The following is a 25,756-nucleotide window of genomic DNA, read 5'->3' on the forward strand; positions in this document are numbered from 1 at the left end:
CAATAGTTTACAAGACAGACGAGGTTGAACTTGACGAAATCACTGACATTGTCCGATGTACTCGGATTAGGCTTTATGACCTTCGCCTTCTATCTGGGCGCCGGTAACATCATATTCCCGCCCCTGGCGGGCTTCCTCGCTGGCGAGAACATGACCCTGGCCATGTTCGGCTTCCTGGTCACCGCCGTTGGCCTGCCGCTGATCACCATCCTGGCCGTTGCCAAGGCTGGCAACGGTTGGGCCGGCATGACCAAGCTGCTGCCAGCGGGCATTGCCACCGCACTGGCGGTTGCCATCTACATCATCATTGGCCCGGCCTTCGCCGCGCCCCGCACCGGTCTGGTTGCCTACGAGATGGGTCTCAAGCCTTTCCTGGGTGAGATGGGCGCGCAAGGATTGATGGCCTATACCATCGCCTTCTTCGGTGTTGCCATCCTGGTCTCCCTCAATCAGGGCCGATTGATGGATGCCATCGGCAAGTTCCTGACCCCGGTGCTGATGCTGTTGCTGATCGTTCTGGCGGTCGGGGTATTCGTGGCGCCCCAGGGCAGCATGCCGAGCGCCGTTGCCGATTACCAGCATGATGCCTTCGTCAAGGGGATCCTGGAGGGTTACAACACCATGGATACCCTGGCCTCCCTGATGTTCGGTGCCCTGATCGTCGACATCTTGCGCAAGAAGGGCATCCATGACTACCAGAGCCAGTTCAAGTATCTGGCCATCGCCGGTGTCATCTCTGCCGTCGGTCTGTCCGTGGTCTATATCTCCTTGTTCCAGCTGGGTAATACGGCAGGCGGTATCGCCACAGATGCCAGCAACGGTGGCGCCATCGTCAGCGCCTATGTGCTGAGCCTGTTTGGTCAGCCCGGTCAGTACATTCTGGCTGGCATCATCACCCTGGCTTGCTTCACCACCGCGGTGGGCCTGATCTCTGCCTGTGCCGACTTCTTCCATAACCTCACCGGCATGAGCTACCGCAAGCTGGTGGTCATTCTGGGGGCTGCCTGTGCCCTGGTGGCCAACGTGGGTCTGGCTCAGCTGATCAGCCTCTCCATCCCTGTGCTGGTGGCTATCTACCCGGTCGCCGTTGCCCTGGTACTGGTGACTTTCCTGAAGGGTTACTTCGGTCGCCCCCGCCTGACATTCCGTCTGGTGCTGACCGTGGCCTTCGTGTTCGGTTGCCTGGATGGCCTGGGCGCCGCCGGCATGAAGATGGATGCCTTCGCCTTCCTGCCGCTGTTTGACAAGGGACTGGCCTGGTTGCTGCCAACCTTGGTTGCCTGCGGTCTGGGTGTCATGGTGCGTGGCAATGAGAAGCTGGTGGCAGACGCGGCTTGATTGCCCGGATGTGACCATTGAAAAAGGCCAGCTGCTGCTGGCCTTTTTGCTTTTCGCGGTATCACCGTCTTGAGCCTGCCGCAGCCCTGATCCCTGGCTTGCATCTCATGGAGACGCCTCGACGTGCGCATCAGGCGATGTCGTCGGGAGATACGGGTTAGAGGGCTGAGCATCCAGCCCGGGAGCGCAGGCTCTGCACCGCCGCGCACCATGAAAAAGGCCAGCGCGATGCTGGCCTTTGCTGTGATGCATGTTTGCTAGGACTGACCTGCTGGCCAGGGAGACTAGAGGCTATCTGCGGGCAGTGGTTTGCCATCCAACCCATACCAGTGGAACCGCGTCTCTCCGGCGTGCCAGGAGAAAGTGGCCCAGGGGTGCTTGCTCTCCCAGCGGGGGAAGGCGATGTCCACCTTGTTATCCTGGTAGCGATAGATGGAGGTGCTGAGCTCGATATCCGAGAGGATCAGCAGCAGAACCCAACCGATAAAAAACCACTTCAACAGTGTCCACATGGTCGTTACTCGAAGCAGATTTCGATGGTGGCCCGGCCATACTCAGATTCGAACGGCATCATGATCTTGCTGCCATCCGCCTTGTGGGTGATGGTGTGATTCGGGCCTGAAACGATCACCGGGGTGGCCATGTCGAACTCATAGCCTTTTTCGCCCAGCATCCGCTTGGCGCCACCAGTGACCATGTTGGTGATCTCGCCGACCATGTCGGTGACCTCTTCGTTGATATGGGTCGGGGCTTCCCCCAGCATGCGGCGCATGATCTCCAGTGCCAGTCCCTTCTCGAAGCTGATGGAGAGCGAGCCCCTTGTCTGGGGACCGACCATGCCAATGAGGCCGGAGACATCACCGCGGGCCAGCTCGTCGAGTTTGCGCTTGGGCTTGCCGGGGGTCAGCTCGAGCTGAGCCATGGTGGAGAGCACATTGAGCAGGGAGAGCAGGAACGGATTGACAAAATCAGCCTTCATGTTGACTTCCTACAGGAGGCACACAGCGGACGCACTGTCCGTGAGCCTCGATGGTCTTATTGGTAATAGTAAAGCCATGCTGGCGGGCCTGCTCGGAGAATGCATGGTCGATGGCATCATCATGCAATTCGACCACATCGCCGCAGCGATCGCAGATCAGCAACTGCATGGGGTGGGCATGGTCGAAATGGCAGCAGAAGATAAACGCATTGAGGGACTCAACCTTGTGGGCGAAGCCCTGATCGAGCAGGAAGTCGAGGGCTCGGTAGACGGTCGGCGGCTTGGCATTGGCCTCGGTCTTCTGCAACTGGGCCAGCAGATCATAGGCGCTGATGGCATTGCCATGGGCGGCCAGCAGGCGAAATACCTGGCGTCGGGTCGGAGTAAAGCGGATGCCTCGTTGTTGGCAGAGACGCTCGGCGGCTTGTAGGAGTTGGTCTTGATTCATGATCACGCTAATGCCCTGTATCGTCTGCGGATACTAACATAGGGCCTCTTCGCGCGTGGCGTCAAAATTGATTTTGTGATGAGTGCCACGTCCTGAGGATGGCGAGGTCAGCGTCACTTCGACTGGTCTGCGACAGGGCCAACTGGCGCAGGCCATCAGGGGTATCCGTCACTGACCCCGGCGGCCAGGCTTTTCGGGTGAGCGGACTCGGTTTGTTGGCTTTCCTGTGTGCCGAAAACAGCATCAACATGGGTTGCAAGCCGATGAAGCTGAACAACAATACCCCGATGATGATCTTGATCCAGCAGGCGCTGAGTGTGTCGTCGACGTGGATGCAGGTCTGGATCAAGCCCTGGATAAGGACGCCACACAGCGAGCCAAAGACGGTGCCGACGCTGCTATCTGCATTCTCCGGCTCTTGGCGTCGGACTGTCTGCCAAAGGTCCGGGATTCCCGGTATACTGCCGCTTCGCCCTTATGTTCCCTGACGGTACCGCGATAGCGTAATTCGCCTTTGCTGGTCTGAGGTTTTCTATTGTGTCGCCGGCCATAGATACTTCGTGGAGTACAGCTGCCCCATGACATGGTGGGGGCAGATAGGGGGCAGGTTCAATCAACAAATGTCTGGAAACACCCGTAAATGACGCAGCAACAAATCAGTGAAAACCTTGTGACATCAGGCTCTGAGGCCATATCTGGCAAGCCTGGCCACCGCCAGACATTCTCGATTGCCCCCATGCTGGACTGGACCGACCGGCACTGCCGTTATTTTCATCGCCTGATGAGCAGTCAGACCCTGCTCTACACCGAGATGGTGACCACGGGCGCCATCATTCATGGCAAGGGTGACTATCTGGGGTACAGCGAGCAGGAGCATCCGCTCTCCCTGCAGCTGGGAGGCAGCAACCCGACAGACTTGGCTCACTGCGCCAAACTCGCCCAGCAGCGTGGCTATGACGAGATCAACCTGAACGTGGGTTGCCCCTCGGATCGGGTGCAGAATGGCCGCTTCGGGGCCTGCCTGATGGGGGAACCGGCTCTGGTGGCTGACTGCGTCAAGGCGATGCGCGACGTGGTGGATATTCCGGTGACGGTGAAGACCCGGATCGGCATCGACGATCAGGACTCTTACGAGTTTTTGCAGGCCTTCATCGAACAGGTGCGGGATGCCGGTTGCGACACCTTCATCGTCCATGCCCGCAAGGCCTGGTTGAGCGGTCTGAGCCCGCGAGAGAACCGGGAGATCCCGCCTCTGGACTATGAGCGGGTCTATCGGGTCAAACGAGATTATCCCGCGCTGACCATCGCCCTCAACGGGGGGGTCAACGCCCTCGAGCAGACCCTCGATCATCTGCAGCAGGTGGACGGGGTCATGATGGGTCGCGAGGCTTACCAGAATCCCTACATCCTGGCCGACGTCGACCGCCAGCTGTTTGGCCAGACAGGCTCCGTGCCCTCCCGCCATGAAGTGGTGCACATGATGCTCCCCTACATAGAGCAGGAGCTGGCCAAGGGCAACTATCTCTCCCATGTGACCCGCCATATGCTGGGGCTGTTCCAGAACATGCCGGGTGCCCGGGCCTGGCGCCGCCATCTGAGCGAGAATGCCTGCAAGCCGGGAGCGGGTATTCAGGTGGTGCTGGATGCCATGGCCAAGGTACCGGAATATCGCGCCGAAGGGGTGCTGTGAAGATGAATGGCCCTCGCTTCACCGGATCCTGGCTGCACAAGGGGCTGGTACGCCTCTGTGTCGGCATGATGGCTATTCTCGGCATCAAGTTGAGCGCCCTCTACCTGCTCGGCGCCGCCCTGGTCTTTGGCTTGCACCGGGATCACTTCTTCGATTGAGTGCCAGCACGCAGACAAACCCCGCCTTGAGCGGGGTTTTTTATTGCCGCCAACCCAAGCGGGCGCGCTGCGATCAGTGCTGTATGGGGAGGAGGCAGGTCGGCGGTTAAATGGGCTCAGCCCTGATCGGGGATGAAGTCATGGATCTCGCCGCGTCTGGGTTTGAAGCGGGGGTCGGCGCCATTGCTCTGTTTGGCCAGGGCCATGCTCTGACAGAAACTCTCCCCCTTCTCATATTCGGCGCGGACCAAGTCGATGGCGCGCTCCGCCTGGCGGCGATCTTGCTTGCTCGCCTTGCGATCGCTGAACACTTGCTGTTGATTCAGCATCCAGTGCTGGAAGGCCTGACGGCACGCGTCTTCTTTATTCTCTTGGGGGGCGGCATGGGTGACAGCCAGCGCCAAGGGGCTGAACAGGGATAAAAGCAGGAGGATGCGTGGCATGTTGGCTGAGTAAACTATCACTAAGTGGCTGATTAGTACTTATTTTATGGGGTAATGTTGCCCGGGTACAGGACAAAGATGACGAGACCTGGCACCTGGGTCTGTCCCACCCGGTGGCCACGCTGTGGCGGCCACCGGGTTGGGCGGCTTAGTGGGCAAGCAGGTAGAGCTGGCGACTGTAGGCCACATCTTCCGGGTTGTTGATGGGGTACCCCTTGAGCCAGGGTTTGATCAGTCTGGCATTGGTGTACTGGTAGAGGGGGGCGATGGGGGCCTGCTCCTGCAACAGGGCCTCGGCCTGGTCGAACAGCTGGCTGCGGCTGGCCTGGACCGTATTGCGCGATGCCTGATCGAGCAGGGCATCGTAGTCGGGGCTGGCGAAGCGGGCCATGTTGCCGCTGTTGCTGCTGCGCCACAGTTCGAGGAAGGCGGAAGGGTCGTTGTAGTCGGCGACCCAGGAGGAGCGGATCACCTGGAACTGGCCATGCTGGCGACTGTCGAGATAGCTCTTCCACTCTTGATTGGTGAGTTGCACCTTGGCGCCGAGTTTCTGCTTCCACATGCTGGCGATGGCCAGGGCCAGCTTCTTGTGCAGTTCGGCGGTATTGTAGAGCAGGGTTAGCTCCAGAGGATGGGCCGGGCCATAACCCGCCTCGGCCAGCAGCCGTTTGGCCTCGGCGTCGAGTTCAGGCTGGCTCAGGGTCGAGAGCGTATTTGGCTTGGGGGTGAAGTGGGCAGTCACATCCGGGGTGAAGTGGTAGGCCGGTTTCTCCCCAGTACCCAGCACCTTGCTGGCGATGAGCTGCCTGTCGATGGCATAGGAGAGCGCCTTGCGGACCCGCACGTCATCGAGGGGCGCCTGGCGGGTATTGAAGGCGTAGTAGTAGGTGCCGAGCTGCTCCGGCGTGTATACCTCGGCCGGGATCTGCTTGATCAATCGGGCGTACTGCTCCTTGGGGAAGGATTCGGTGATGTCGATATCCCCGGCCAGATAGCGCTGGGTCGCCGCGCTTTCCTGATTGATGGGCAGGAAGGTCACCTTGGTCAGCACTGTGTGGGCCCTGTCCCAGTAGTGGGGATTGGGCCGCAGATCGAGCCGCTCGTTGACCACACGATCGGCCAGTATGAAGGCGCCATTGCCGACCAGCTTGCCGGGCTGGGTCCAAGCACTGCCCTCGCGCACTATGCTGGCCTCATGCAAGGGCGAGAGGCTGGGGTGGGTCAACAGATTGAGGAAGTAGGGCACCGGCTGAGACAGGGTCACCTTGAGTGTGTGGTCACCGACGGCCTCGACCCCGAGCTGGTCGGGGCTCAGTTCACCGGCCACTATCTTGTCCACATTCTCGAAATGGGCCAGCTGGGCGAACCAGGCGAAGGTGGCGGCCTCTTTGGGGCTGACCAGGCGGCGCCAGCTGTAGACAAAATCGCTGGCGGTGACCGGGTCCCCGTTTGACCAGGCGGCATCCTTGCGCAGCTCGAACAGGAAGTGCTGGTTATCATCGCTGCGCCAGTGCTGGGCCACCCCTGGCTGGACGCTGCCATCGGCCCCTTGGGTCAGCAATCCCTCGAACAAGTCCCGAACCACCTGCAACTCTGGCAAGCCGACCAGCTTGAGGGGGCTCAGGCTGCTGGGCTCATCCTTGAGGTGGCGTACCACCGTCTGCTCGGCGGCGAGCTTGGCTGCGGATGGCACATCGGCGGCCTGGGCTGTGCCCACGGTCAGCAGTAACAGCAAGGGGCGCCATAGCGTCATGGTCGGATCCTTAAATGTGAGGCGAGGAGAAAAGTCGGCGATAAATGCTCGCCTGTTGTTGGGGAAACATGATATCCCCAATGCTGGTCAGACCGCTAGCGGTCACCAAGGCTCTTATGGACCCTTTTCGGGGGTGAACAGTATGGGGTGGGGGAAGAGGATGAGACTAGGGTGGTTATTAGCGGGGTTGTTGAGCCAGGGCGCCTGGGCACTGGATAGCTGTCAGCCGAGCAGCCCGGTGGGAAGCTGGTGCCAGGTGAGCATAGCCAAGCTGCATCCGACCCAGGCGGGTGTCGGCCAGCTGCAGGTAGATGAGACAGAGCGCGAGCTGGTGGGCAAGTCAGCCAAACAGCTCGACAAGTTGATGAAGAAGAAGGAGATCCCCATCGTCATTGCCCCGGATGGCGGCTATTGGCTGGTGGACAGGCATCACCTCACCACGGCGCTGTGGCAGTCGGGGGTCAAGGAGGCGAGGGTCAAAGTCATTGCCCGCCTGCAAGACAAGGACTCCTTCTGGAGTCAGATGCAGAACAATCACTGGGCCTGGCTCAAGAATGAGCAGGGGCAACCCCTTACTCCCCAGCAGTTGCCGACCCGCATAGGTTCACTGCCTGACTACCCCTACCGTACCCTGGCGGGTTTGCTGCAGGATGCCGGCTATTTCCAGAAGGAGAAGCGGGTCTATTTCGTCGAGTTCGCCTGGGCGAGCTGGCTGGGTCAGCAGATGCAGTGGCAGCCCATCAATCAAGCCAACCTGGCGGCCAGCTTGCAGCAGGCCAAGCGGCTTGCCTGCAGTCGCGGCGCCGATGCGCTGCCCGGCTACCCTGGCAAGCAGTGCAGTACCAAGCCCGCACGTAGCTGAATTGCCCTGATCCACGCCTCGGGCAGATCCGCGTCGATAAAAAGCGCCACCTCAAGGGTGGCGCTTTGCATGGGGGCAAGCACGGCTATCAGGGGACCGGCAGACTGGGGCCATCCAGGTATTCGGGCAGGAACAGGCTGATCTGCGGCACATAGGTGATCAGCATGAGGAACAGCAGCAGGAAACCGACCCAGGGCAGGCAGGCGCGGATCACCCAGCCCATGCTCTGCCCCGTGATCCCCGCGGTCACGAACAGGTTGAGCCCCACAGGGGGCGTCAGCATGCCTATCTCCATGTTGATCACCATGATGATCCCCAGATGGATGGGGTCTATGCCCAGCTGCATGGCAATGGGGAACAGGATGGGCGCCATGATCAGCACGATGGCCGAGGGCTCCATGAAGTTACCCGCCAGCAGCAGCAAGATGTTGACCACGATGAGGAAGCCCCAGGCAGGCAGACCCCAGGCGATGATGGTCTCGGCGATGGCATGGGGGATCCGCTCGGAGGTGAGCACGTGGGCGAACAGCATGGCATTGCTGATGATGAACAGCAGCATGATGCTCACCTTGGCGGCATCGCGCACCACATGGCCCACCTCCCCGTTGAAGGGAGACTTGAGCAGGGAGAGCGGCAACAGCACCAGATTGCGCAGGCTGGCGGCAGCCAGAGACTCTCCCTCGTTGCGCCAGGCCACCCCCTTGAGCGGTCCTATGTCGCGATAGCCATAAACGGCAATGAAGAAGGCGTAGACTGCCGCCACCGCAGCGGCCTCGGTCGGGCTGGCAACCCCACCGTAGATGGATCCCAGCACCAATATGATGAGGAAGAGGCCGCCGAGGGCCTTGCCACCGCTGCCGAGCAGGGTGATGAGCCCCGGGAAGGGCTGGCTCGGCAGGCCCTTGATGCGAGCCACCACATAGATGACCACCATGATGAGACCTCCCATCATGAGCCCGGGCAGGAAGCCCGCCATGAACATGCGCGATGCCGATACCTCGGTCGCCGCCGCATAGACCAGCATGACGATGGAGGGGGGGATCAAGATCCCCAGGGTGCCTGCGTTGGCGATCACCCCGGCGGCAAAGGCCTGGGGATAGCCGGAGCGCACCATGCCGGCGATGACGATGCTGCCGATGGCGGCCACGGTCGCCGGGCTGGAGCCGCACACGGCGGCAAACAGCATGCAGGCCATGACGGAGGCCATGGCAAGGCCACCACGGATGTGACCGACGGAGTCCATGGCGAAGTTGATGATCCGCTTGGCCACGCCACCGGTCGACAGGAAGGCCGACGACAGCACGAAGAAGGGGATGGCGAGCAGGGTGTAGTGCTCGGACGTCGCCTCGAACAACTTGAGCGCCAGGGAGGCGAGGGAGTCGTTGGAGAAGAGCAATATGGTGGCCACGCTGGAGAGGCCGAGGGCCACCGCGATGGGCATGCCGAGCAACATGGTGAGGATCAGCAGGGTAAACAGGGTCAGGGTTGCCATGGTGCTTATACCTTCTGATTCGGATCGTTGTCGATGAGGTGCATGCTCTCGCGCGCCTCATCGGCCAGGGCAAAGCCCTGCATCTGGCCGCGCCATACCATGACACCGACCCCGAGGAAGCGGAAAAACAGCAAAGCCAGGCCTATGGGCAGAATGCTCATGGCCTGCCAGCGCAGAATGGGCAGATCCTCCATCTCTATGCCGATCATCTTGAGCTTTGTCAGATAGATCCAGGCGCCATAGAAGTAGAAACCGCAGTAGAGCAGACACAGACCAACGGCCAGCAGGGTGAGGCGGCGTTGCCAATGGCCGGGCAGCACCTTGATGAAGGCATCTACCCCGATATGGGCGCCGACTCTCACCCCCCAGGAGGCGCCGAACAGCACCATCCACGCGCAGAGGTTGAGGGTCAGCTCCTGGGCCCAGAGCAGGCCGGTGTCGAAGAAGAAGCGCAGCACCACTTCGATGAAGACCAGCAGCGTGGTGCTGACCAGAAGCAGACCTATGATGGTCTCCTCCAGCTGATAAATGAGTTTTTTCATAGGATCGTCCCTGAGAGGGCCCCTACCCTTTGCTGGCAGGGGCCTTCTGGTTCCTTACTGCTGATTGGCGGCGACGGCGGCGTCGATGAGTTGCTTGCCGATGGCCCCTTCAAATTGCTGCCAGACCGGCTTCATGGCCTCGACCCACTGACTGCGCTCGGCATCGGTCAGGGTGATCAGCTGGCTCTTGCCGGAGGCGAAGATGGCGGCCTTGTCTTCACTGTCTTTCTCGGCGGCAATCTTGTTGCCGAAGGTGACCGATTCGTCCAGGGCCTTCTTGAGCTCGCTACGCACATTGTCTGGCAGGCCGTTCCAGAAGTCGGCGTTGGTGACGATCAGGTAATCCAGCACCCCGTGGTTGGTCTCGGTGATATAGGGCTGCACCTCGAAGAACTTCTGGGAGTAAATGTTGGACCAGGTGTTCTCCTGGCCATCGATGGCCTTGGTCTGCAGCAGGGTGAACACCTCGGCGAAGGGTTTCTTCACCGGCACGGCCTGGATGGCTTCAAACTGGGCGGCCAGCACGTCCGAGGTCTGGATGCGGAACTTCTTGCCCTTGGCATCGGCCGGGGTCTTGAGGGGGTTGCTGGCGGAGATCTGCTTCATGCCGTTGTGCAGGTACCCCAGACCCACCAGGCCATATTTTTCCAGGGAGCCCAGCATGGCCTGGCCCTCCTTGCCCTGCTGGAATCGGTCGACGGCGGCCATGTCATTGAACAGGAAGGGCAGGTCGAAGATCTGCAGCTGATCCGTGTATTTCTGGAACTTGGAGAGGGAGGGGGCAATCATCTGCACGTCACCGAGCAGCATGGCTTCGAGCTCCTTGCCATCCCCGAACAGCTGGGAGCTGGGATAGACCTTGACCTCGACTTGTCCCTTGAGGCGCTCATCCACCAACTGCTTGAAGTGGTTTGCCATCTGGCCTTTGGGGGTGTTGTCCGCCACCACGTGGGAGAACTTGAGTTCGATGGGGGCGGCGAAGGCCGTCGAGATGCCGAGGGCCAGGGTGAGGGCGGCGGTCAGGGCGCGGGTTCTGAATGTCATTGTGTTCATCCTTGTGTGTGGGTCAGTGCATTCCCACTCAACAAGGCAACTTGCGTGCCAATGGAAACATTTTTGCAACATTTCAGAAGGGCCGGGCCGTGGCGGCCCGGGGGCGAGATGAGTGCGCCGCGAAAAGGGGTGGCAATCCCCCCATCCCCCTGCTGGCATGGGTGGGGTTTCGCCAATTCTCGCAGGAGATCGAGGTTGGGATCCGCCCCTGGACGCGCTGAGGCAGGGTCGCCGGGGTCTCTTTCCGCCAGGGCGTACCGACTGGCAGTGCGGCCTGGGAGCGTTATGCCCCCTCGCTGGCCTCGTCTCCGAGTTTGTAATCCTGCTTGTCGAGGCCATATTTACGCATCTTGTCGTACAGGGTCTTGCGGGGCAGGCCGAGTACCTCCTGAACCTCTTTCAGGCGACCGCGATGCTGGCTGAGGGTGTCGGTCAGCAGTATGCGCTCGAACCGGTCGACCTGTTCGGCCAGGGTCAGGGCCTCGCAACCCAGGCTGAGATCGGCAAAGGCGCCCTCTTCCCCCATCAGTACGCAGCGTTCGGCCAGGTTGCGCAGCTCGCGCACATTGCCCGGCCAATCGTGGGCCAACAACCAGGCGCGCTGCTCTGCGCCAAGGCGCGGCGGTGCCAGCTGATAGCGGGTCGCCGCCACCCGCAGGAAGTTTTCAAACAGCAGGGGCACATCCTCCTTGCGCTCCCGCAATGGGGGGATATCCACCCTCACGACATTGAGCCGGTAATAGAGATCGGCGCGAAACGTGCCCTGCTCGACCAGTTTTTTCAGATCCATCTTGCTGGCGGCCAGTACCCTGATATCCAGCGAGATCAGCTGGTTGGTACCGAGTGGCTCGACCTTTCTATCTTCCAGTACCCGCAGCAGTTTGATCTGCAGCGCCATGGGCATGCTCTCAATCTCGTCGAGGAAGAGGGTGCCCTTGTCGGCCCAGACTATCTTGCCGACCCGTCGCTTCTGGGCGCCCGTGAAGGCGCCCGCCTCGAAGCCGAACAGCTCGCTCTCTATCATGGTCTCGGGCACGGCGCCGCAGTTGATGGCGACAAAGGGCTCGGCGGCCCGTATCGAGTGATCGTGCAGGAAGCGGGCGACCAACTCCTTGCCACACCCCGTCTCGCCCATGATGAGCACGTCGGCGGGGGCATCCTTGATGTGGGTGAGGATCTGGCGCAGCCGCTTGATGGCCGGGTGGGTGCCGAGCAGCCTGGGGCCCGGCCCGCTCTGGGCCTCCAGCTCGCTGCGCAGCTCGCGGTTTTCCAGCACCAGACGCCGCTTGTCACAGGCGCGGCGCACGACCTCCAGCAACTGTTCGGTGCCGAACGGCTTCTCGATAAAGTCGTAGGCGCCGAGGCGAATGGCCTGCACCGCCGTCGAGATATCCCCATGACCGGTGAGCAGGATCACCGGCAGCTCGGGGTCACGGCCCATGATCTCCTCGAGCAGGGCGATGCCGTTCATGCCGGGCATGTTGATGTCGCTGATGATGATGCCGGGCCACTGCGCCTTGATGTGAGGCAGCGCCTCGGTGGCGCTGGCGAAGGTGGTGACCTGCCACTGGGCCAGCTCCAGAGTCTGGCCGAGGGAGAGACGCAGGTGGTGTTCATCGTCGATCAGCATGACTTGGTTCATGTCGGCCTCCTTGAGGGCGCTGTGGCCCGGGCTGTGCGGGTGAGATGGAGAAGGGTGAGCGCAGCAGCATGGCAGGAGCAAGTCTGCTTCACAGGGGGCTCCTCAGGCTGGGGTCAACCGCGGGCAGCGTGATAGTGAAGCGGGCTCCGCCTCTGGGGTCATTGGTGGCGTCCAGGGTGCCACCAAAGGCGGTGATGATGCGCAGGGATATGGTCAGCCCCAGCCCCAGTCCCTGGGACTTGGTGGTATAGAAAGGGGCAAACAGCTGTCTGGCCTCGACCTGGAGGCCGGGGCCATTGTCGATGACGGCGATGGTCACCTGCTCCGCCCGGCTCTCCACCTCGAGCCAGACCCGGGGAGGGCCGCTGCTGGCGCAGGCCTGCAGGGCATTGTGCAGCAGGTTGACCAGCACCTGTTCGAGCTGGACCGCATCGGCGCGCACATAGAGGGGCTCGCTGGGCAGGCGGGTTTCGACCAGCACTCCCTGCTTGATCATCTGGCCGTGCAAGAGGGAGAGGCTGGCGTGAACCACGGGTTGCAGCGCCACCGCCTGCAGCCGCTGCTCTCCCTTGCGGGCGAACACCTTGAAGCGGGCCACCAGCTCGCTCATATGGTGGTTTAGATCATTGATTTGCAGCAGGTTGTCGCGGCAGCTATCGAGACGGCCCTGGTCGAGCAGCTGCAAGGCATTCTCGCCATAGGCCCGCATGGCGGCCAGGGGCTGGTTGAGTTCATGATTGATCCCGGCCGACATCTCGCCGAGCAGGGCCAGCTTGGCGGTCTGTACCAGCTGCTCCTGGGTATCGACCAGCTCTCGCTGGGTCTGACGGAACTTGTCCAGGGTGGCGACCAAGTCCTGGTTGCTGGTGGAGAGGGCCTTGGTGCGCTGGTTGACCTTGTGCTCCAGCAAGTTGTTGAGCCGGGCCAGGCGGGCGCGACCGAGCAGTACCTGGCGCCAGTAGAGCCAGATCATCAGCAGCAGCAAGGAGACCAGGGTGAAGCTGGCCAGGGCCTTGGCGATGATGGGGCGCAAGTCATGGAGTGGCTCCAGGGTATAGAGGTGCCAGCCGGCAGTCGGCATGGCGGTGCCGGTGAACAGATAGCCCTGGCCCCAGTGCCACTCGCTCTGGCTGCGCAGCAGGCCGAGGGAGGCGAGATCGCTCAAGGGGGCGCCCAGTTTGTCCCCATATTTACGCTCCTCGGCCAGGATGTGGCGGGTTGCCTGATCGAGCCGGACCAGGGGGCGATAGAGCCAGTCAGGCTGAGAGGCGAAGAAGACGACACCGTATTCGTCGGTGAGCAGGTAGTCGAGATCGCTGCGGGCCCAACGCTCGTCGATCAGGGAGAGCGCCACCTTGACCACCACGACCCCGAGCCGGCGATCGCCATCCTGGACCGGATAGGAGAAGTAGTAGCCGCGCCGCCCCGACCGTTGACCCAGGGCGAAGTAGCTGCCGGGTTTACCCTGCATCGCCTGGCGAAAATAGGGGCGGAAGTGGTAGTTATCGCCGACAAAGCTGTCCTGTTGCCGCCAATTACTGGCGGAGAGCACCTCTCCCTGCTCCGTCATCAGATAGATGGCATCCGTCCCCAGGATCTCGTTGTACTGCTCCAGCAGGGGGTGGAGGCGATAGGGAGGAAACTGCAGCAGCAAGGTCTGTTTGAGCTCGCTGCGGGTGGCGATCAGGGCCGGCAAGCGGCGGTACTTGTCGAGCTCGCCCAGCAGCTGCCCCGCGAGCCGTTCATTGTCGAGCTGTGCCTGCTGGCGCAGGCTCTCCAGCCCCCATTGGCGCGCCGTGAAGGCGATCATCACCATCAAGGTGACCCAGAGGCCGATCAGCAGGCCCCGACTTCCATTGTTCATCATGCCCTTCCTTAGGTTGGCATCATCTTAACCTGCCTTGGGATGAGACAGGGCGACGCCGATGACAGAGTGTGATGGGGGCAACAGGAGCAGAGATCCTGCACAATCTGTCAGCTTGATATTCATTCTCGTTTAGGCATCATGATAGGCCTCATTCAAGTAAGGAGGTCTCTCATGGCACAGACACTCACCAGGCCGGATGACACTGAGGCGCACTGGCAGCGTTACATGATAGAAGCCGAGCACTCCTTGGCACAGGGGGCGCTAGGCTCCGCCGTCTGCCTCTATCAGCAGGCCCTTGGCGTCATCTCCGAGTCCGTCGATGAGCAGAGCAAAGCCGTCACCATCGACCTCGAAGAGCTTGCCACCATGCGGGTTGCCACCTGCCATCGTCTCGCCGACTTCTGGCGTGCCATGGGGGAGCCCAACTACGAGTTGCGCTACCTCAAACTTGCCGCCGAATTGGTGACGGCACTGGTGCCCCAGTGCCCCCACAAGGGGTGCGAGTCCCTCATCAGTGAGCTGGGGTGCTGCCGCGCCGCCCTGCTTGGTTTCCTGCGTCGCCACCCCAACCCCGAGATAGCCAGACTGATCCAGAGTCAGGACATCTTGCAAGGTTGCGAGCTGATTGGACGTTTTCGCCTCAACTGATCAACCTCACCCGGGTTGAGCGGGCGGGTTGCGACGGGTTTATCCCCTGGTGGCCAGTTTGCGGGCGATGCGCGCTTGCGCCTCTTCCCCTTGCAACGCCAGGGAGAAGGCGCGCGCCTCCGTGTCGATGACGAAATGAACCGCCTGCCTGAGCTCTTGTTTGAGCAGGGCCTTGCTTCTTTGCAGGGCAAGGGGAGGCTTGTCGGCGAGCCGCTCGGCCTGGTGTTTGGCATGGGCCAGGAGATCGCCCGGGGCCAGCACCTGGTTGGCCAGCCCCAGATCCAGCGCCTCCCGGGCCGAGAGTGGCTCTGCCAGCAACAGCAGCTCGCACGCCTTGAGGTGACCCACGGCCCGGGGCAGCAACAAACTGGAAGCAAACTCAGGCACCAGACCCAACTCGACGAAGGGCAGTTGCAGCCTGGCGTTATCTGCCAGATAGACCAGATCACAGTGCAGCAGCAGGGTGGTGCCTATGCCCACCGCCGCCCCGGCCACGGCGGCAACCAGCGGCTTGGGGAAATCGGCAAGGGTGTGCAGGAACTGCAAGATGGGGTCATCCTCGCCGAGGCTCTCCTTGCCGATGAAATCGCCGAGATCGTTGCCGGCGGTGAAGCAATCCTGCTGGCCCTGCAGCAGCACCACTCGCACGTCCGCATCCAGCGCGGCCTCGCGCAGTTGCTGGGTCAATGCTTGATACATGGCGCCATTGAGGGCGTTGCGTTTGGCGGGGCGATTCAAGGTTAGGGTCAGTACCCCCTGCTGGCGCTGGCTGATGATGGGGTCGTTCATGTCGCAATCCTTGGCTGGTGGTCTGTTCAAGCTCCGCGCTTGGCAGTAAGCTTTTCCTTTCTTAACAAGTTCATAAAAGGATTTCAACCATGTTAAAACGCATGTTTTATGCGGCAGTCTCCCTGTTGCTGGCGACCCCGGTGCTGGCGAACGTGACAGCCAGCGACGGTTATGTGCGTCTGCTGCCCCCTGGCTCCCCTAACACGGCGGCCTTCGTGGTGCTGAAAAACGACGGTGATGATCCGGTGAAACTGACCGGCGCCAGTTCTCCCGAGGTGGCTCGCGCCGAGCTGCATACTCACCTCCATGAGAATGGCGTGATGCGTATGCGTCAGGTCGAGAGCATCGAGATCCCGGCCAAGGGAGAGGTGGCGCTCAAGCCGGGCAGTTTTCACATCATGCTGTTCGATCTCAAGGATCAACCCAGTCAGGATACCCCCTTCCCCCTGACCCTGAGTCTGGATAATGGTCAGACCCTGGGTCTGTTGTTACCGGTGAAACCGGTCGAGCCTTCGGCGGGTATGCAGCACTAATCCGGGTCAGGTCTGGGTCAGAATTGGTCGCTGTGTGGATAATCTTGCTAGGTATTGGGGATAAGCGAGGTAAAATGCGGGTCTAATCCCGCATTCTCTGGAGTTTAATCATGAAAAAGACACTGTTGGCCTCTTCCCTGCTTGCCCTGATGAGCACCTCTGCCATGGCCGCCGATGACTGGCGCTTTGCCGTCGGCAGCGATATCTGGAATGCCGAAGGTAGCGGTCACGTCAACGACATCGGGGCCAACGGCAGCTTTGATGACAAAAACAACTGGAGCGGTTACCTGCAGCTGGAGCATGGCATCATACTGCTGCCCAATGCCAAGTTTGAAATGTCCGACCTGAGCTCCAGCGGCGGCGCCTTCGACAACGATCTGCAAGCCTACGATCTGAGCCTCTACTATCGCCTGTTCAACAACGACCTGTTCCAGATTGATCTGGGTCTGACCGGTCGTCGTTATGAAGGGGACTTCAATACCCAGCACTACTCCTATGACAAAGACGTGCTGATGGCTTACAGCAGCGCCGAAGTGCGTCTGCCGGGTACCGGCTTCTCTGCCTTCGGCGATGCCCGGGTGCAGGATGCTGACAACTATGACTACCGTCTGGGTGGTGCTTACAAGTTCTCCTCCCTGCCGCTCAAGCTGCGCGCTGGCTGGCGTCAAGTCGATGTCGACTTTGACAAGGTTGATCAGCGGATAGATGGCTGGTTCGCTGGCGCCGAATTCAGCTTCTAATTTCACGGTAACGAGGGTTCCTCATGGGTAACATCATTGTGACGGGGGCGGGGTCTGGTCTGGGCCGAGCCTTGACGAATGGACTGGTGGCCCGCGGTCACCGGGTGGCCATGATGGGACGCCGTTACCAGAAATTGCAGGATCTGGAGGCCGAACTCGGTCAGGCCGTGATCGGCATCGCGGCGGATCTCTCCCACTACGAAGAGGTGGAGATGGCCTTCGCCGCTGCGGTGGAGTGGGGCGGTCTGCCGAGTCTGGTGATCCATTGCGCCGGGGTCGGTGAATTTGGCCCGGTCGGCGTCTATACCGCCGAGCAGGTGCGCCGGGTGGTGGAGAATAATCTTGTCTCCACCATTTTGGTGGCCCAGCAGACGGTGCGGCTCATCGGGGAGCGGGGCGGCATACTCGCCAACGTGCTCTCCTCGGCCGCGCAGGTTGGCAAGGCCAACGAGAGCCTCTATTGCGCCTCCAAATGGGGCATGCGCGGCTTTCTCGAATCCTTGCGCGCCGAGACCAAGGGCGGCCCGCTGCGCCTGGTCAACCTCTATCCAAGCGGCATTCGCAGTGAATTCTGGGACAACTCGGATCACGTGGACCCGAGTGGTTTCATGACCCCGGAAGACGCTGCCGAATACATGCTCGATGCCCTGGAGGCGCGCAGCAGCTGCCATGTGACCGACCTCTTTATTGGTCGCAATTAGGCACCGTTGCCTGGAGACGCTGGATCACCAGACAACAAAAAGCGCGCCGATTGGCGCGCTTTTTTATGGGCGTTGGCGGGGATTAACGGCCCAGCTTGGCCTTGATCATGGCGACGATGTCGGTGATGGCCACTTCCTGCTTCTCACCGGTACGGCGGCACTTGTACTCCACCACGCCGCTGTCCAGGCCACGATCGCCGATGACGATGGCGTGGGGGACGCCCAGCAGCTCCATGTCGGCAAACATCACGCCCGGACGCTCTTTACGGTCATCGAACAGGGTGTCGACCCCGGCGGCTTTCAGCTCGGTGTAGAAACGCTCGGCCAGTTCGGCAACCCGTACCGATTTGTGCATGTTCATCGGAATGATGACCGCTTCGAACGGTGCTATGGCATCCGGCCAGATGATGCCGTACTGGTCATTGTTCTGCTCGATGGCTGCAGCCACCAGGCGGGAGACCCCGATACCGTAGCAGCCCATCTCCATGGTGACGGACTTGCCGCCCTCGTTGAGCACGTTGGCCTTCATGGCTTCGGAGTACTTGGTGCCCAGCTGGAAGATGTGGCCCACTTCGATGCCGCGCTTGAGCAGCAGCTTGCCCTGGCCGCAGGGGCTGGGGTCCCCTTCGACGACGTTGCGCAGATCGGCCACTTCGTAAGCGGTGATGTCACGATCCCAGTTGGCACCGGTCAGGTGGCAGCCAGTCTCGTTGGCGCCACAAACAAAATCGCTCAGCTGGGCGGCGCTGCGATCGACGATGATGCGACCGGCAAAGCCGACCGGACCGATGGAGCCTGCCTCGCAGCCTGCCGCGGCGAGGATCTGCTCGTCGCTGGCGAAGGTGAGCGGGTTGGCCACCCCGGCCAGTTTCTCTGCCTTGAGCTCGTTGAGCTCATGGTCGCCGCGCACTATCAGGGCAATCACGGCCTGCTTGCCGTGCTCGTCCGCATCAGCCAGTACCAGCAGGGTCTTGGCGATGGCGCTCGGTGCCAGGCTCAGGAAGGCGGCGACCTCATCGATGCTGTGCACCGCCGGGGTAGCGACCTTGGTCAGGGCCTGGGTCGCGGCAGCGCGCTCACCGGCCGGGGCCAGGGCTTCGGCCATCTCGATGTTGGCGGCGTAGTCGGAGCTGTCGGAGAAGGCGATCAGGTCTTCACCGCTCTCGGCCAGCACCTGGAACTCATGGGAGCCAGTGCCACCGATGGAGCCGGTATCGGCCTGCACCGGGCGGAAGTTCAGGCCCATGCGGCTGAAGGCGGTGCAGTAGGCGGCGTGCATCCGCTCGTAGGTCTCGATCAGCGAGGCCTTGTCGATGTGGAAGGAGTAGGCATCCTTCATCAGGAACTCGCGACCGCGCATCACACCGAAACGGGGACGCACTTCATCGCGGAACTTGGTCTGGATCTGATAGAGGTTCAGGGGCAGCTGTTTGTAGCTGTTCACCTCGTTACGGACCAGGGCGGTAATCACCTCTTCGTGGGTCGGGCCCAGCACGAAGGCACGGTTGTGACGGTCGGTTAGGCGGCACAGCTCGGGGCCGTAGTCGTCCCAGCGGCCGGATTCCTGCCACAATTCGGCCGGTTGAACCACCGGCATGGACACTTCGACAGCCCCTGCGTTGTTCATCTCTTCGCGGACTATGTTCTCAATCTTCTTGAGTACACGCAGACCAGAGGGCAACCAGGCGTACATGCCGGAGGCCAGTTTGCGGATCATGCCGGCGCGCAGCATCAGCTGATGGCTGACAACCTCGGCGTCGGACGGAGTTTCCTTGAGGGTAGAAAGCAGATAATGGCTGGTACGCATCGCGATGAACCTTAACGTGAGACGGGCCGCCGGGCCCTGGATAAATGCAAGGGCGGAATTTTAACATGGGTCACTGCCCTAATGCGATTATCTGTTCGCGATAGCGCACCAATGCGGACTATTTCTCTGTTCGTCATCGCGCAGGAGTGTGTCCCACTGGCTGGCGATGGCCTGTGAGGGGGCGGGTGATAGGAGAAAGGCAGAAAAAGGCGGCCTGGATGCCGGCCGCCTTGCTAAGAGGAGGGCGCCAGGATCAGCCGAGATAATCGATCATGATCTTCGATATCTTGCCATCCAGGCCATTGTGGTAATGGCTGGTGACGACCACATTGCCCCCATCCAAATTGGCGCTGCTGTTGAAGCTGCTGACGACGACGGAGTCGGCAATGGGCCCCTTGATCAGGATCTGGGCCCAGTCATCGTCGGTGCTGGCTGACGGGCTGTCATAGACCTTGATCAGGGTGATGCCGGGGAGACCCTCCAGCTTCAGGGAGCGGGCTTCATCATTGCGAAAACCATGGTCTCCGCTCTGGCAGTTGATGTTGTAACTCGTGCCACCACTGAGGGTGTTGCCGACCTGATCCTGAGTGGCGCCATTGCCTTCCCAAAAGCTGATACGTCCATTAGCCATCTTGCTCTCCTTGCGCAGTGATGCGCGTGACAAAGGTGGAAGAGTACCAATGAGCCTCATTTAGATCTCATTGGCGAGTTCAGACTAGTCAGTTCGGGGCATATAGCCAGTCCCTATTGATGATTTTTTTCGTAATTAATTGAATCTAAATGAATTAAATATAGATGTTTAGCCGACCCCATCATGGGATCAGCTTGAACGCATACCTTCTTAAGGGTCCTGTCCGCGATAAAAGCACGGAAAGAGGAGAGTGGGGAGGCTGGCATATGCTGGATACTTATCCAGTTATTCTTTATGCTAGGGGCCACTTTATGACGAGCTGTTTTGGTTGAGGAGACAAGCCGTGATCGGTCGCTTGAGAGGCATTGTAATTGAGAAGAATCCCCCCGAGGTGTTGCTCGAGGTGGGGGGCGTGGGCTATGAGGTCCAGATGCCCATGAGCTGCTTCTATGACTTGCCCGAGCTTGGCAAGGAGGCGATCGTTCAGACTCACTTCGTGGTGCGCGAAGATGCCCAGCTGCTGTATGGCTTCAACCACAAGCAGGAGCGCGCCCTGTTTCGCGAGCTGATCAAGACCAATGGCGTCGGCCCCAAGCTGGCGCTGGCCATCCTCTCCGGCATGACGGCCAGCCAGTTCGTGCTCAGCGTCGAGCGCGAGGAGATAAGCACCCTGGTCAAGTTGCCAGGGGTTGGCAAGAAGACCGCCGAGCGCTTGGTGGTGGAGATGAAAGACAGGCTCAAGGGCTGGGTCAGTCACGACCTCTTCTCGCCAGCGACGATCAGTTTGCCCGCCCAGGAGAGCAGCCTGCGCGCCCCCGATGCGAGCGAGGAGGCGGCCAGCGCCCTGGTCGCGCTCGGTTACAAGCCGGCTCAGGCGAGCCAGATAGTGGGCAAGGTCGCCAAGGAGGGGATGTCGGTGGAAGCCATCATCCGCGAATCCCTGCGTAGTCTGGTGTGAGGTAAGAGATGATCGAAGCAGACCGCCTCATCTCGGCCACGGGTGTTCGTGAAGATGAGGTCATCGACAGGGCTATTCGTCCCAAGAAGCTGGCCGACTATACCGGCCAGGATCCTGTGTGCGCCCAGATGGAGATCTTCATCGAAGCCGCCCGCCAACGTGGCGAGGCGCTGGATCATTTGCTGATCTTTGGCCCACCGGGTCTGGGCAAGACCACCCTCGCCAATATCGTGGCCAATGAGATGGGGGTGAACATCAAGACCACCTCGGGTCCTGTGCTGGAGAAAGCTGGGGATCTGGCGGCGCTGCTCACCAACCTCGAACCCAATGATGTGCTCTTCATCGACGAAATTCACCGACTCAGCCCAGTGGTGGAGGAGGTGCTCTATCCGGCGATGGAAGATTATCAGCTCGACATCATGATAGGAGAGGGGCCTGCGGCCCGCTCCATCAAGCTCGACCTGCCCCCCTTCACCCTGATTGGCGCCACCACCCGGGCCGGCTCCCTCACCAGCCCGCTGCGGGACAGATTCGGCATCGTCCAGCGGCTGGAGTTCTACAACGTCAAGGACTTGACCGACATAGTCGCGCGCAGCGCCCGCTGCCTGGGCCTTGAGATGACCGACGATGGTGCCCTGGAAGTGGCGCGCCGCTCCCGTGGCACCCCCCGCATTGCTAACCGATTGTTACGCCGGGTCCGTGATTTCGCCCAGGTGAAATCCGATGGCCGCATCGATGGCCCCATTGCGGCCCGTGCCATGGACATGCTGGACGTGGATAACGAAGGTTTCGACTTCATGGATCGCAAGCTATTGTTGGCTGTGATTGACAAGTTTATGGGCGGGCCTGTCGGGCTGGATAACCTGGCTGCCGCCATCGGTGAAGAGAAGGACACTATTGAGGACGTGCTTGAGCCCTACCTGATCCAGCAGGGTTATCTGCAACGTACTCCAAGAGGCAGGATTGCGACGGTTAGAGCCTATGCCCACTTCGGTCTGCAGCGACCCGCTGAGAGCTGAAAACGGCTGGTTCGACAAAAAACCGTCCTCTGGGGCGGTTTTTTTATGGGCGGGCATAAAAAAGCCCACACGCACAGGCGGTGGGCATAAAAGACAATTCAGGGTGGATGTTCACAGACAGTGAGTGCGCCTGGACACAAGCCGGGTAAGGCAAAAACGGTGAGTCGTCGCGAGACTCAGAGTCGGTTCATTTGATACAGCTGAACGAAAGAGATCTTGTAATAACGGATCGCTTTAGTAACAAACTTTTTCATCTTGGTATCCCTCTGTCAGATTCGAAATGGTCATCAAAAACGCACTGGGAACCCTGATTAACCGGCCTGTATCCAAGGGATTGCCCTCACTGCGGGGCGCATTGTAGGAGGAGGTTCATGAAGGAGCAAACAAGAAAAATTGTCACTTTCGGATTAGTTTTATTAATTCATTTTCTGGCAATTCAAACTAGCATGAACATGCGTTTTTATCGGTTTTTCAGTAATTTTGCATCGAGGCATCATCTTTGACAGAAATGAGTAGTTCTATATTGATGCAACGATTTATTTAATAGGTTTTATCGTGGCGCGCAATTTGTAAAAATTGATTTAAATCAATAAATTAAAATCTTTGTGAATGTGTGACTTTGCTCTCAAAATGGATGTAATTTAAGCGTAAAAAACCCTTTGAAACACATGTATTGACACTGGTTTTACATTGATTTCAATCAAATAAAGATGATATAAAACAGTCGTCATCATGGGCGAGAATAAATACCAGCTGCTTGTTTTGTAGTTGTTAAACATTAGCTTTATTTGTTCTTAGTTATTGCCTTGTTGTTAATATTTGGTCGTGACCTAACAATGCGGTTGTGAAGTGATGCAGTACGCAGCGGGTTCGGGAGCACCAACGGAAGCTTTGTTCTTAAATACACCTAAAATAGCCGTGCCAATAATCGGTGAGGAAACATCATGATTGCTGAGCATGTGGTAGACCTATCGCGGTTCCAATTTGCTGCGACGGCCCTTTATCACTTCCTGTTTGTACCCCTGACGCTGGGAATGGCCTTCATTCTTGCGATCATGGAATCTGTCTATGTCATGACCAATAACCCCGTTTACAGGGACATGACCAAGTTCTGGGGCAAGTTGTTTGGGATCAACTTCGCCTTGGGGGTCACAACGGGTCTGACCATGGAGTTCCAATTCGGGACTAACTGGGCCTACTACTCCCACTATGTCGGCGATATCTTCGGGGCCCCGCTGGCCATCGAAGGCTTGATGGCCTTCTTCCTCGAATCCACCTTCGTCGGTATGTTCTTCTTCGGTTGGGATCGCCTCACCAAGCGTCAGCATCTGGCGGCAACCTGGTTGATGGCGTTGGGAACCAACCTCTCCGCGCTCTGGATCCTGGTCGCCAACGGCTGGATGCAAAACCCGGTCGGTGCCGAGTTCAACTTCGAATCCATGCGCATGGAGATGGTGAGCTTCGCGGATCTGGTGTTCAACCCGGTAGCCCAGGTCAAGTTCGTGCACACGGTCGCGGCGGGCTACACCACGGGTGCCATGTTCGTGCTGGGCATCTCCTCCTACTACCTGCTCAAGGGGCGGGATGTGGCGTTTGCTCGTCGCTCCTTCGCCATCGCGGCAGCCTTTGGCATGGCCTCCATCCTGTCTGTGTTGATCCTGGGTGATGAGTCCGGCTACGAGACAGGTGAAGTGCAGAAGGTGAAACTGGCCGCCATCGAGGCGGAGTGGGATACCCATCCGGCCCCGGCTTCCTTCACCCTGTTCGGCATTCCGAACCAGGAGGAGATGCGCACCGATTACGCCATCAAGATCCCGTATGCCCTCGGCATCATCGCCACTCGCTCCCTGGACGAGCAGGTGACCGGCATCAAGGATCTGAAGAGCGAGCATGAACTGCGGGTGCGTAACGGCATGACCGCCTACGAACTGCTGACCAAGCTGCAATCTGGTGACAAGTCGGAAGAGACCCGTGCCCGTTTCGATGAAGTGAAACAGGATCTCGGTTACGGTCTGCTGCTCAAGCGCTACACCAATGACGTCGTCGATGCGACCGATGCCCAGATCAAGTCCGCCGTGGATGATTCCATCCCCCATGTGGCGCCCCTGTTCTTCGCGTTCCGCATCATGGTTGCCTGTGGCATCGCCATGCTGCTGCTCATTGGTATCGCCTTCTATGACAGCACTCGTCACCGTATCGGTCAGCGCAAGTGGCTGCTCAAGGCGTTGCTGTGGGGTATACCTCTGCCCTGGATTGCCATCGAGTGTGGCTGGTTTGTGGCCGAGTATGGCCGTCAGCCCTGGACCATAGCGGAAGTGTTGCCGACCTTCGTGTCTGCCTCCAACATACCCGCCTCCGAGATCTGGTTCTCCCTGATAGGCATCTGTCTGTTCTATTCGGTACTGCTGGTCATCGAGATGTACCTGATGTTCAAGTATGCGCGTCTGGGCCCTAGCAGCCTCAGAACCGGCAAGTATCACTTCGAACAGCTCAAGGCATAAGGGGATCGACTCATGTTTGATTACGAAATGTTGCGTCTGGTCTGGTGGGTGCTGGTCGGTGTCTTGCTGATCGGGTTCGCTGTCACGGATGGTTTTGATATGGGGGTGGGCGCACTGCTCCCCTTCGTCGGCAAGAAGGATGTTGAGCGTCGAGTGATGCTCAACACCATGGGGCCGCACTGGGAAGGCAACCAGGTCTGGTTGGTCACTGCGGGTGGTGCGCTGTTTGCCGCCTGGCCCATGGTCTATGCGGCAGCCTTCTCCGGCTTCTACATCGCCATGATCTTGACCCTGATGGCGCTCTTCCTGCGCCCGGTCGGCTTCAAGTACCGCTCCCTGCGTGAAGATGCCAAATGGCGCAACAACTGGGATTGGGGAATCTTCATCGGTAGCGCCGTGCCGCCAGTGATCTTCGGGGTGGCCTTCGGCAACCTGCTGCAAGGGGTGCCGTTCAGCTTCAACCAGTTCCTGATGCTGACCTATCACGGTAACTTCTTCGGCCTGCTCAACCCGTTTGGCTTGCTGGCCGGTCTGGTCAGCCTGTTCATGATCGTGACCCAGGGTGCCACCTGGCTGATGATGAAGACCGAGGGGGAAGTGCTGGCTCGCTCCCGTACCGCCGCCATGATCTTCTCCCTGTTGACCCTGGTGACTTTCGCGCTGGCCGGTGTCTGGGTCAGTGGCATGGATGGTTATGTGGTGGTCAGCGGCGCGGCGACCGATGCGGTGACCAACCCTTTGCATAAGGAAGTGGTGGTGCAGGCCGGTGCCTGGATGCAGAACTACAGCCTCTATCCCTGGATGATTGCTGCCCCCGTGCTGGGTCTGGTGATGAGCCTGCTGACCGCGCTTGTGGCCAAGCTGGGCAAGGGCTGGCTGGCGTTCCTCTGCTCCTCCCTGGCCATCGCGGGCATCATACTGACCTGCGGCTTCTCCATGTTCCCGTTCGTGATGCCTTCGAGCCTGGAGCCGTCACAGAGTCTGACCATGTGGGATGCTACAGCCTCCTTCAACACCCTTAAGGTGATGACAGTGGTTGCTGCCATTTTTGTACCGACTGTGCTGGCGTACACCATCTGGACCTACATCAAGATGTTTGGCCGGGTGAGCAACAAGCACATCGAAGACAACCAACAATCGCTCTACTAAGAAGGTGCCCTGA

The 25,756-nt window shown here is 59.9% G+C and carries 25 protein-coding genes; 12 read left to right on the forward strand and 13 right to left on the reverse strand.

Annotated features, from left to right (window positions below):
- Positions 1-30: 30 nt before the first annotated feature.
- Entirely contained in the window at positions 31-1,338 is a 1,308-nt protein-coding gene (gene brnQ, locus M2367_RS19135; RefSeq protein WP_084218182.1) for a branched-chain amino acid transport system II carrier protein, read from the forward strand.
- Between the two features lie 284 nt (positions 1,339-1,622).
- On the opposite strand, the gene M2367_RS19140 is transcribed toward brnQ, so the two are convergent.
- The 3 genes from M2367_RS19140 to zur are packed head-to-tail and all read right to left on the reverse strand — an operon-like array spanning position 1,623 to position 2,765.
- Positions 1,623-1,850: a hypothetical protein gene (locus M2367_RS19140; RefSeq protein WP_042041591.1), complete on the reverse strand. Its 228-nt coding sequence runs from the start codon at positions 1,848-1,850 to the stop codon at positions 1,623-1,625.
- 5 nt (positions 1,851-1,855) lie between these two features.
- Positions 1,856-2,317 (reverse strand): chemotaxis protein CheX, encoded by a 462-nt coding sequence (locus tag M2367_RS19145; protein WP_042041590.1) that lies wholly within the window; start codon positions 2,315-2,317, stop codon positions 1,856-1,858.
- A complete protein-coding gene (gene zur, locus M2367_RS19150; RefSeq protein ID WP_042041928.1) occupies positions 2,307-2,765 on the reverse strand; it encodes a zinc uptake transcriptional repressor Zur in 459 nt (152 codons plus the stop codon). The genes M2367_RS19145 and zur overlap by 11 nt, the downstream gene beginning before the upstream one ends.
- Positions 2,766-3,405: 640 nt before the next feature.
- Between zur and dusA the strand changes: the two genes are divergently transcribed.
- Entirely contained in the window at positions 3,406-4,455 is a 1,050-nt protein-coding gene (dusA, locus tag M2367_RS19155) for a tRNA dihydrouridine(20/20a) synthase DusA (RefSeq protein WP_259237932.1), read from the forward strand.
- Between the two features lie 2 nt (positions 4,456-4,457).
- Entirely contained in the window at positions 4,458-4,613 is a 156-nt protein-coding gene (locus M2367_RS19160) for a hypothetical protein (RefSeq protein WP_198135254.1), read from the forward strand.
- Positions 4,614-4,729: 116 nt separating this feature from the next.
- Here the strand turns inward: M2367_RS19160 and M2367_RS19165 are convergent, their stop codons facing one another.
- Entirely contained in the window at positions 4,730-5,056 is a 327-nt protein-coding gene (locus M2367_RS19165) for a hypothetical protein (protein ID WP_259237934.1), read from the reverse strand.
- Between the two features lie 148 nt (positions 5,057-5,204).
- Complete coding sequence (locus tag M2367_RS19170) at positions 5,205-6,809, reverse strand: ABC transporter substrate-binding protein (protein ID WP_259237936.1); 1,605 nt, start codon at positions 6,807-6,809, stop codon at positions 5,205-5,207.
- Between the two features lie 160 nt (positions 6,810-6,969).
- Between M2367_RS19170 and M2367_RS19175 the strand changes: the two genes are divergently transcribed.
- Positions 6,970-7,671: a ParB-like protein gene (locus M2367_RS19175; protein ID WP_224432042.1), complete on the forward strand. Its 702-nt coding sequence runs from the start codon at positions 6,970-6,972 to the stop codon at positions 7,669-7,671.
- Between the two features lie 88 nt (positions 7,672-7,759).
- Here M2367_RS19175 and M2367_RS19180 read toward each other — a convergent pair whose 3' ends face one another.
- From M2367_RS19180 to M2367_RS19200, 5 genes are all read right to left on the reverse strand, one after another.
- Positions 7,760-9,163, reverse strand: a complete 1,404-nt coding sequence (locus tag M2367_RS19180) for a TRAP transporter large permease (protein WP_259237938.1) — start codon at positions 9,161-9,163, stop codon at positions 7,760-7,762.
- Positions 9,164-9,168: 5 nt separating this feature from the next.
- Positions 9,169-9,705: a TRAP transporter small permease gene (locus tag M2367_RS19185; protein WP_224432044.1), complete on the reverse strand. Its 537-nt coding sequence runs from the start codon at positions 9,703-9,705 to the stop codon at positions 9,169-9,171.
- 54 nt (positions 9,706-9,759) lie between these two features.
- A complete protein-coding gene (locus M2367_RS19190; RefSeq protein ID WP_042041582.1) occupies positions 9,760-10,749 on the reverse strand; it encodes a TRAP transporter substrate-binding protein in 990 nt (329 codons plus the stop codon).
- A 292-nt stretch (positions 10,750-11,041) separates the two neighbouring features.
- A complete protein-coding gene (locus M2367_RS19195; RefSeq protein WP_224432045.1) occupies positions 11,042-12,400 on the reverse strand; it encodes a sigma-54 dependent transcriptional regulator in 1,359 nt (452 codons plus the stop codon).
- 88 nt (positions 12,401-12,488) lie between these two features.
- Positions 12,489-14,264, reverse strand: coding sequence for an ATP-binding protein (locus tag M2367_RS19200; protein WP_259237941.1), 1,776 nt, complete (start codon positions 14,262-14,264; stop codon positions 12,489-12,491).
- 174 nt (positions 14,265-14,438) lie between these two features.
- On the opposite strand from M2367_RS19200, the gene M2367_RS19205 reads away from it, so the two are divergent.
- Positions 14,439-14,915, forward strand: a complete 477-nt coding sequence (locus tag M2367_RS19205) for a DUF2753 domain-containing protein (RefSeq protein WP_259237943.1) — start codon at positions 14,439-14,441, stop codon at positions 14,913-14,915.
- 39 nt (positions 14,916-14,954) lie between these two features.
- Here M2367_RS19205 and M2367_RS19210 read toward each other — a convergent pair whose 3' ends face one another.
- The gene (locus M2367_RS19210) at positions 14,955-15,704 is read right to left on the reverse strand and encodes an enoyl-CoA hydratase-related protein (RefSeq protein WP_042041579.1); all 750 of its coding nucleotides are present in this window, start codon (positions 15,702-15,704) and stop codon (positions 14,955-14,957) included.
- A gap of 89 nt (positions 15,705-15,793) precedes the next feature.
- On the opposite strand from M2367_RS19210, the gene M2367_RS19215 reads away from it, so the two are divergent.
- The 3 genes from M2367_RS19215 to M2367_RS19225 all read left to right on the forward strand — a co-directional run bounded on the left by M2367_RS19215 (position 15,794) and on the right by M2367_RS19225 (position 17,678).
- A complete protein-coding gene (locus tag M2367_RS19215) occupies positions 15,794-16,237 on the forward strand; it encodes a copper chaperone PCu(A)C (protein WP_224432049.1) in 444 nt (147 codons plus the stop codon).
- A 110-nt stretch (positions 16,238-16,347) separates the two neighbouring features.
- The gene (locus M2367_RS19220; RefSeq protein ID WP_042041576.1) at positions 16,348-16,977 is read left to right on the forward strand and encodes a TIGR04219 family outer membrane beta-barrel protein; all 630 of its coding nucleotides are present in this window, start codon (positions 16,348-16,350) and stop codon (positions 16,975-16,977) included.
- A 23-nt stretch (positions 16,978-17,000) separates the two neighbouring features.
- Positions 17,001-17,678 carry an SDR family oxidoreductase gene (locus tag M2367_RS19225; RefSeq protein WP_259237947.1) on the forward strand — a complete coding sequence of 226 codons (678 nt, stop codon included), beginning with the start codon at positions 17,001-17,003 and terminating at the stop codon, positions 17,676-17,678.
- 82 nt (positions 17,679-17,760) lie between these two features.
- On the opposite strand, the gene M2367_RS19230 is transcribed toward M2367_RS19225, so the two are convergent.
- Both M2367_RS19230 and M2367_RS19235 read right to left on the reverse strand, forming a co-directional pair.
- Positions 17,761-19,485, reverse strand: coding sequence for a proline--tRNA ligase (locus M2367_RS19230; protein WP_042041574.1), 1,725 nt, complete (start codon positions 19,483-19,485; stop codon positions 17,761-17,763).
- A 253-nt stretch (positions 19,486-19,738) separates the two neighbouring features.
- Entirely contained in the window at positions 19,739-20,116 is a 378-nt protein-coding gene (locus tag M2367_RS19235) for a hypothetical protein (RefSeq protein ID WP_259237950.1), read from the reverse strand.
- A 343-nt stretch (positions 20,117-20,459) separates the two neighbouring features.
- Here M2367_RS19235 and ruvA point away from each other — a divergent pair, with 343 nt between their 5' ends.
- The 4 genes from ruvA to cydB all read left to right on the forward strand — a co-directional run bounded on the left by ruvA (position 20,460) and on the right by cydB (position 25,743).
- The gene (gene ruvA, locus M2367_RS19240) at positions 20,460-21,074 is read left to right on the forward strand and encodes a Holliday junction branch migration protein RuvA (protein ID WP_042041573.1); all 615 of its coding nucleotides are present in this window, start codon (positions 20,460-20,462) and stop codon (positions 21,072-21,074) included.
- Between the two features lie 8 nt (positions 21,075-21,082).
- On the forward strand, positions 21,083-22,093 hold the full coding sequence (gene ruvB / locus M2367_RS19245) for a Holliday junction branch migration DNA helicase RuvB (protein WP_042041572.1): 1,011 nt from the start codon (positions 21,083-21,085) through the stop codon (positions 22,091-22,093).
- Positions 22,094-23,037: 944 nt separating this feature from the next.
- Positions 23,038-24,594, forward strand: coding sequence for a cytochrome ubiquinol oxidase subunit I (locus tag M2367_RS19250; protein WP_042041571.1), 1,557 nt, complete (start codon positions 23,038-23,040; stop codon positions 24,592-24,594).
- Between the two features lie 12 nt (positions 24,595-24,606).
- A complete protein-coding gene (gene cydB / locus M2367_RS19255; RefSeq protein WP_224432053.1) occupies positions 24,607-25,743 on the forward strand; it encodes a cytochrome d ubiquinol oxidase subunit II in 1,137 nt (378 codons plus the stop codon).
- Positions 25,744-25,756: the final 13 nt, after the last annotated feature.

The organism is Aeromonas sp. BIGb0445 (assembly GCF_024809075.1).
Classification (GTDB): domain Bacteria; phylum Pseudomonadota; class Gammaproteobacteria; order Enterobacterales; family Aeromonadaceae; genus Aeromonas; species Aeromonas rivuli.

What these genes read in the sequence shown, in the direction of transcription:
- M2367_RS19195 (WP_224432045.1), bottom strand. Translation starts at nt 12,400, where the DNA reads ATGAACCAAGTCATGCTGATCGACGATGAACACCACCTGCGTCTCTCC.
- M2367_RS19170 (WP_259237936.1), bottom strand. Translation starts at nt 6,809, where the DNA reads ATGACGCTATGGCGCCCCTTGCTGTTACTGCTGACCGTGGGCACAGCC.
- M2367_RS19215 (WP_224432049.1), top strand. Translation starts at nt 15,794, where the DNA reads ATGTTAAAACGCATGTTTTATGCGGCAGTCTCCCTGTTGCTGGCGACC.
- M2367_RS19165 (WP_259237934.1), bottom strand. Translation starts at nt 5,056, where the DNA reads ATGCCACGCATCCTCCTGCTTTTATCCCTGTTCAGCCCCTTGGCGCTG.
- M2367_RS19180 (WP_259237938.1), bottom strand. Translation starts at nt 9,163, where the DNA reads ATGGCAACCCTGACCCTGTTTACCCTGCTGATCCTCACCATGTTGCTC.
- M2367_RS19145 (WP_042041590.1), bottom strand. Translation starts at nt 2,317, where the DNA reads ATGAAGGCTGATTTTGTCAATCCGTTCCTGCTCTCCCTGCTCAATGTG.
- M2367_RS19200 (WP_259237941.1), bottom strand. Translation starts at nt 14,264, where the DNA reads ATGAACAATGGAAGTCGGGGCCTGCTGATCGGCCTCTGGGTCACCTTG.
- M2367_RS19205 (WP_259237943.1), top strand. Translation starts at nt 14,439, where the DNA reads ATGGCACAGACACTCACCAGGCCGGATGACACTGAGGCGCACTGGCAG.
- M2367_RS19230 (WP_042041574.1), bottom strand. Translation starts at nt 19,485, where the DNA reads ATGCGTACCAGCCATTATCTGCTTTCTACCCTCAAGGAAACTCCGTCC.
- M2367_RS19225 (WP_259237947.1), top strand. Translation starts at nt 17,001, where the DNA reads ATGGGTAACATCATTGTGACGGGGGCGGGGTCTGGTCTGGGCCGAGCC.
- M2367_RS19175 (WP_224432042.1), top strand. Translation starts at nt 6,970, where the DNA reads ATGAGACTAGGGTGGTTATTAGCGGGGTTGTTGAGCCAGGGCGCCTGG.
- ruvB (WP_042041572.1), top strand. Translation starts at nt 21,083, where the DNA reads ATGATCGAAGCAGACCGCCTCATCTCGGCCACGGGTGTTCGTGAAGAT.
- M2367_RS19185 (WP_224432044.1), bottom strand. Translation starts at nt 9,705, where the DNA reads ATGAAAAAACTCATTTATCAGCTGGAGGAGACCATCATAGGTCTGCTT.
- M2367_RS19220 (WP_042041576.1), top strand. Translation starts at nt 16,348, where the DNA reads ATGAAAAAGACACTGTTGGCCTCTTCCCTGCTTGCCCTGATGAGCACC.
- M2367_RS19160 (WP_198135254.1), top strand. Translation starts at nt 4,458, where the DNA reads ATGAATGGCCCTCGCTTCACCGGATCCTGGCTGCACAAGGGGCTGGTA.
- M2367_RS19190 (WP_042041582.1), bottom strand. Translation starts at nt 10,749, where the DNA reads ATGACATTCAGAACCCGCGCCCTGACCGCCGCCCTCACCCTGGCCCTC.
- M2367_RS19235 (WP_259237950.1), bottom strand. Translation starts at nt 20,116, where the DNA reads ATGGCTAATGGACGTATCAGCTTTTGGGAAGGCAATGGCGCCACTCAG.
- M2367_RS19140 (WP_042041591.1), bottom strand. Translation starts at nt 1,850, where the DNA reads ATGTGGACACTGTTGAAGTGGTTTTTTATCGGTTGGGTTCTGCTGCTG.
- M2367_RS19250 (WP_042041571.1), top strand. Translation starts at nt 23,038, where the DNA reads ATGATTGCTGAGCATGTGGTAGACCTATCGCGGTTCCAATTTGCTGCG.
- cydB (WP_224432053.1), top strand. Translation starts at nt 24,607, where the DNA reads ATGTTTGATTACGAAATGTTGCGTCTGGTCTGGTGGGTGCTGGTCGGT.
- dusA (WP_259237932.1), top strand. Translation starts at nt 3,406, where the DNA reads ATGACGCAGCAACAAATCAGTGAAAACCTTGTGACATCAGGCTCTGAG.
- zur (WP_042041928.1), bottom strand. Translation starts at nt 2,765, where the DNA reads ATGAATCAAGACCAACTCCTACAAGCCGCCGAGCGTCTCTGCCAACAA.
- M2367_RS19210 (WP_042041579.1), bottom strand. Translation starts at nt 15,704, where the DNA reads ATGAACGACCCCATCATCAGCCAGCGCCAGCAGGGGGTACTGACCCTA.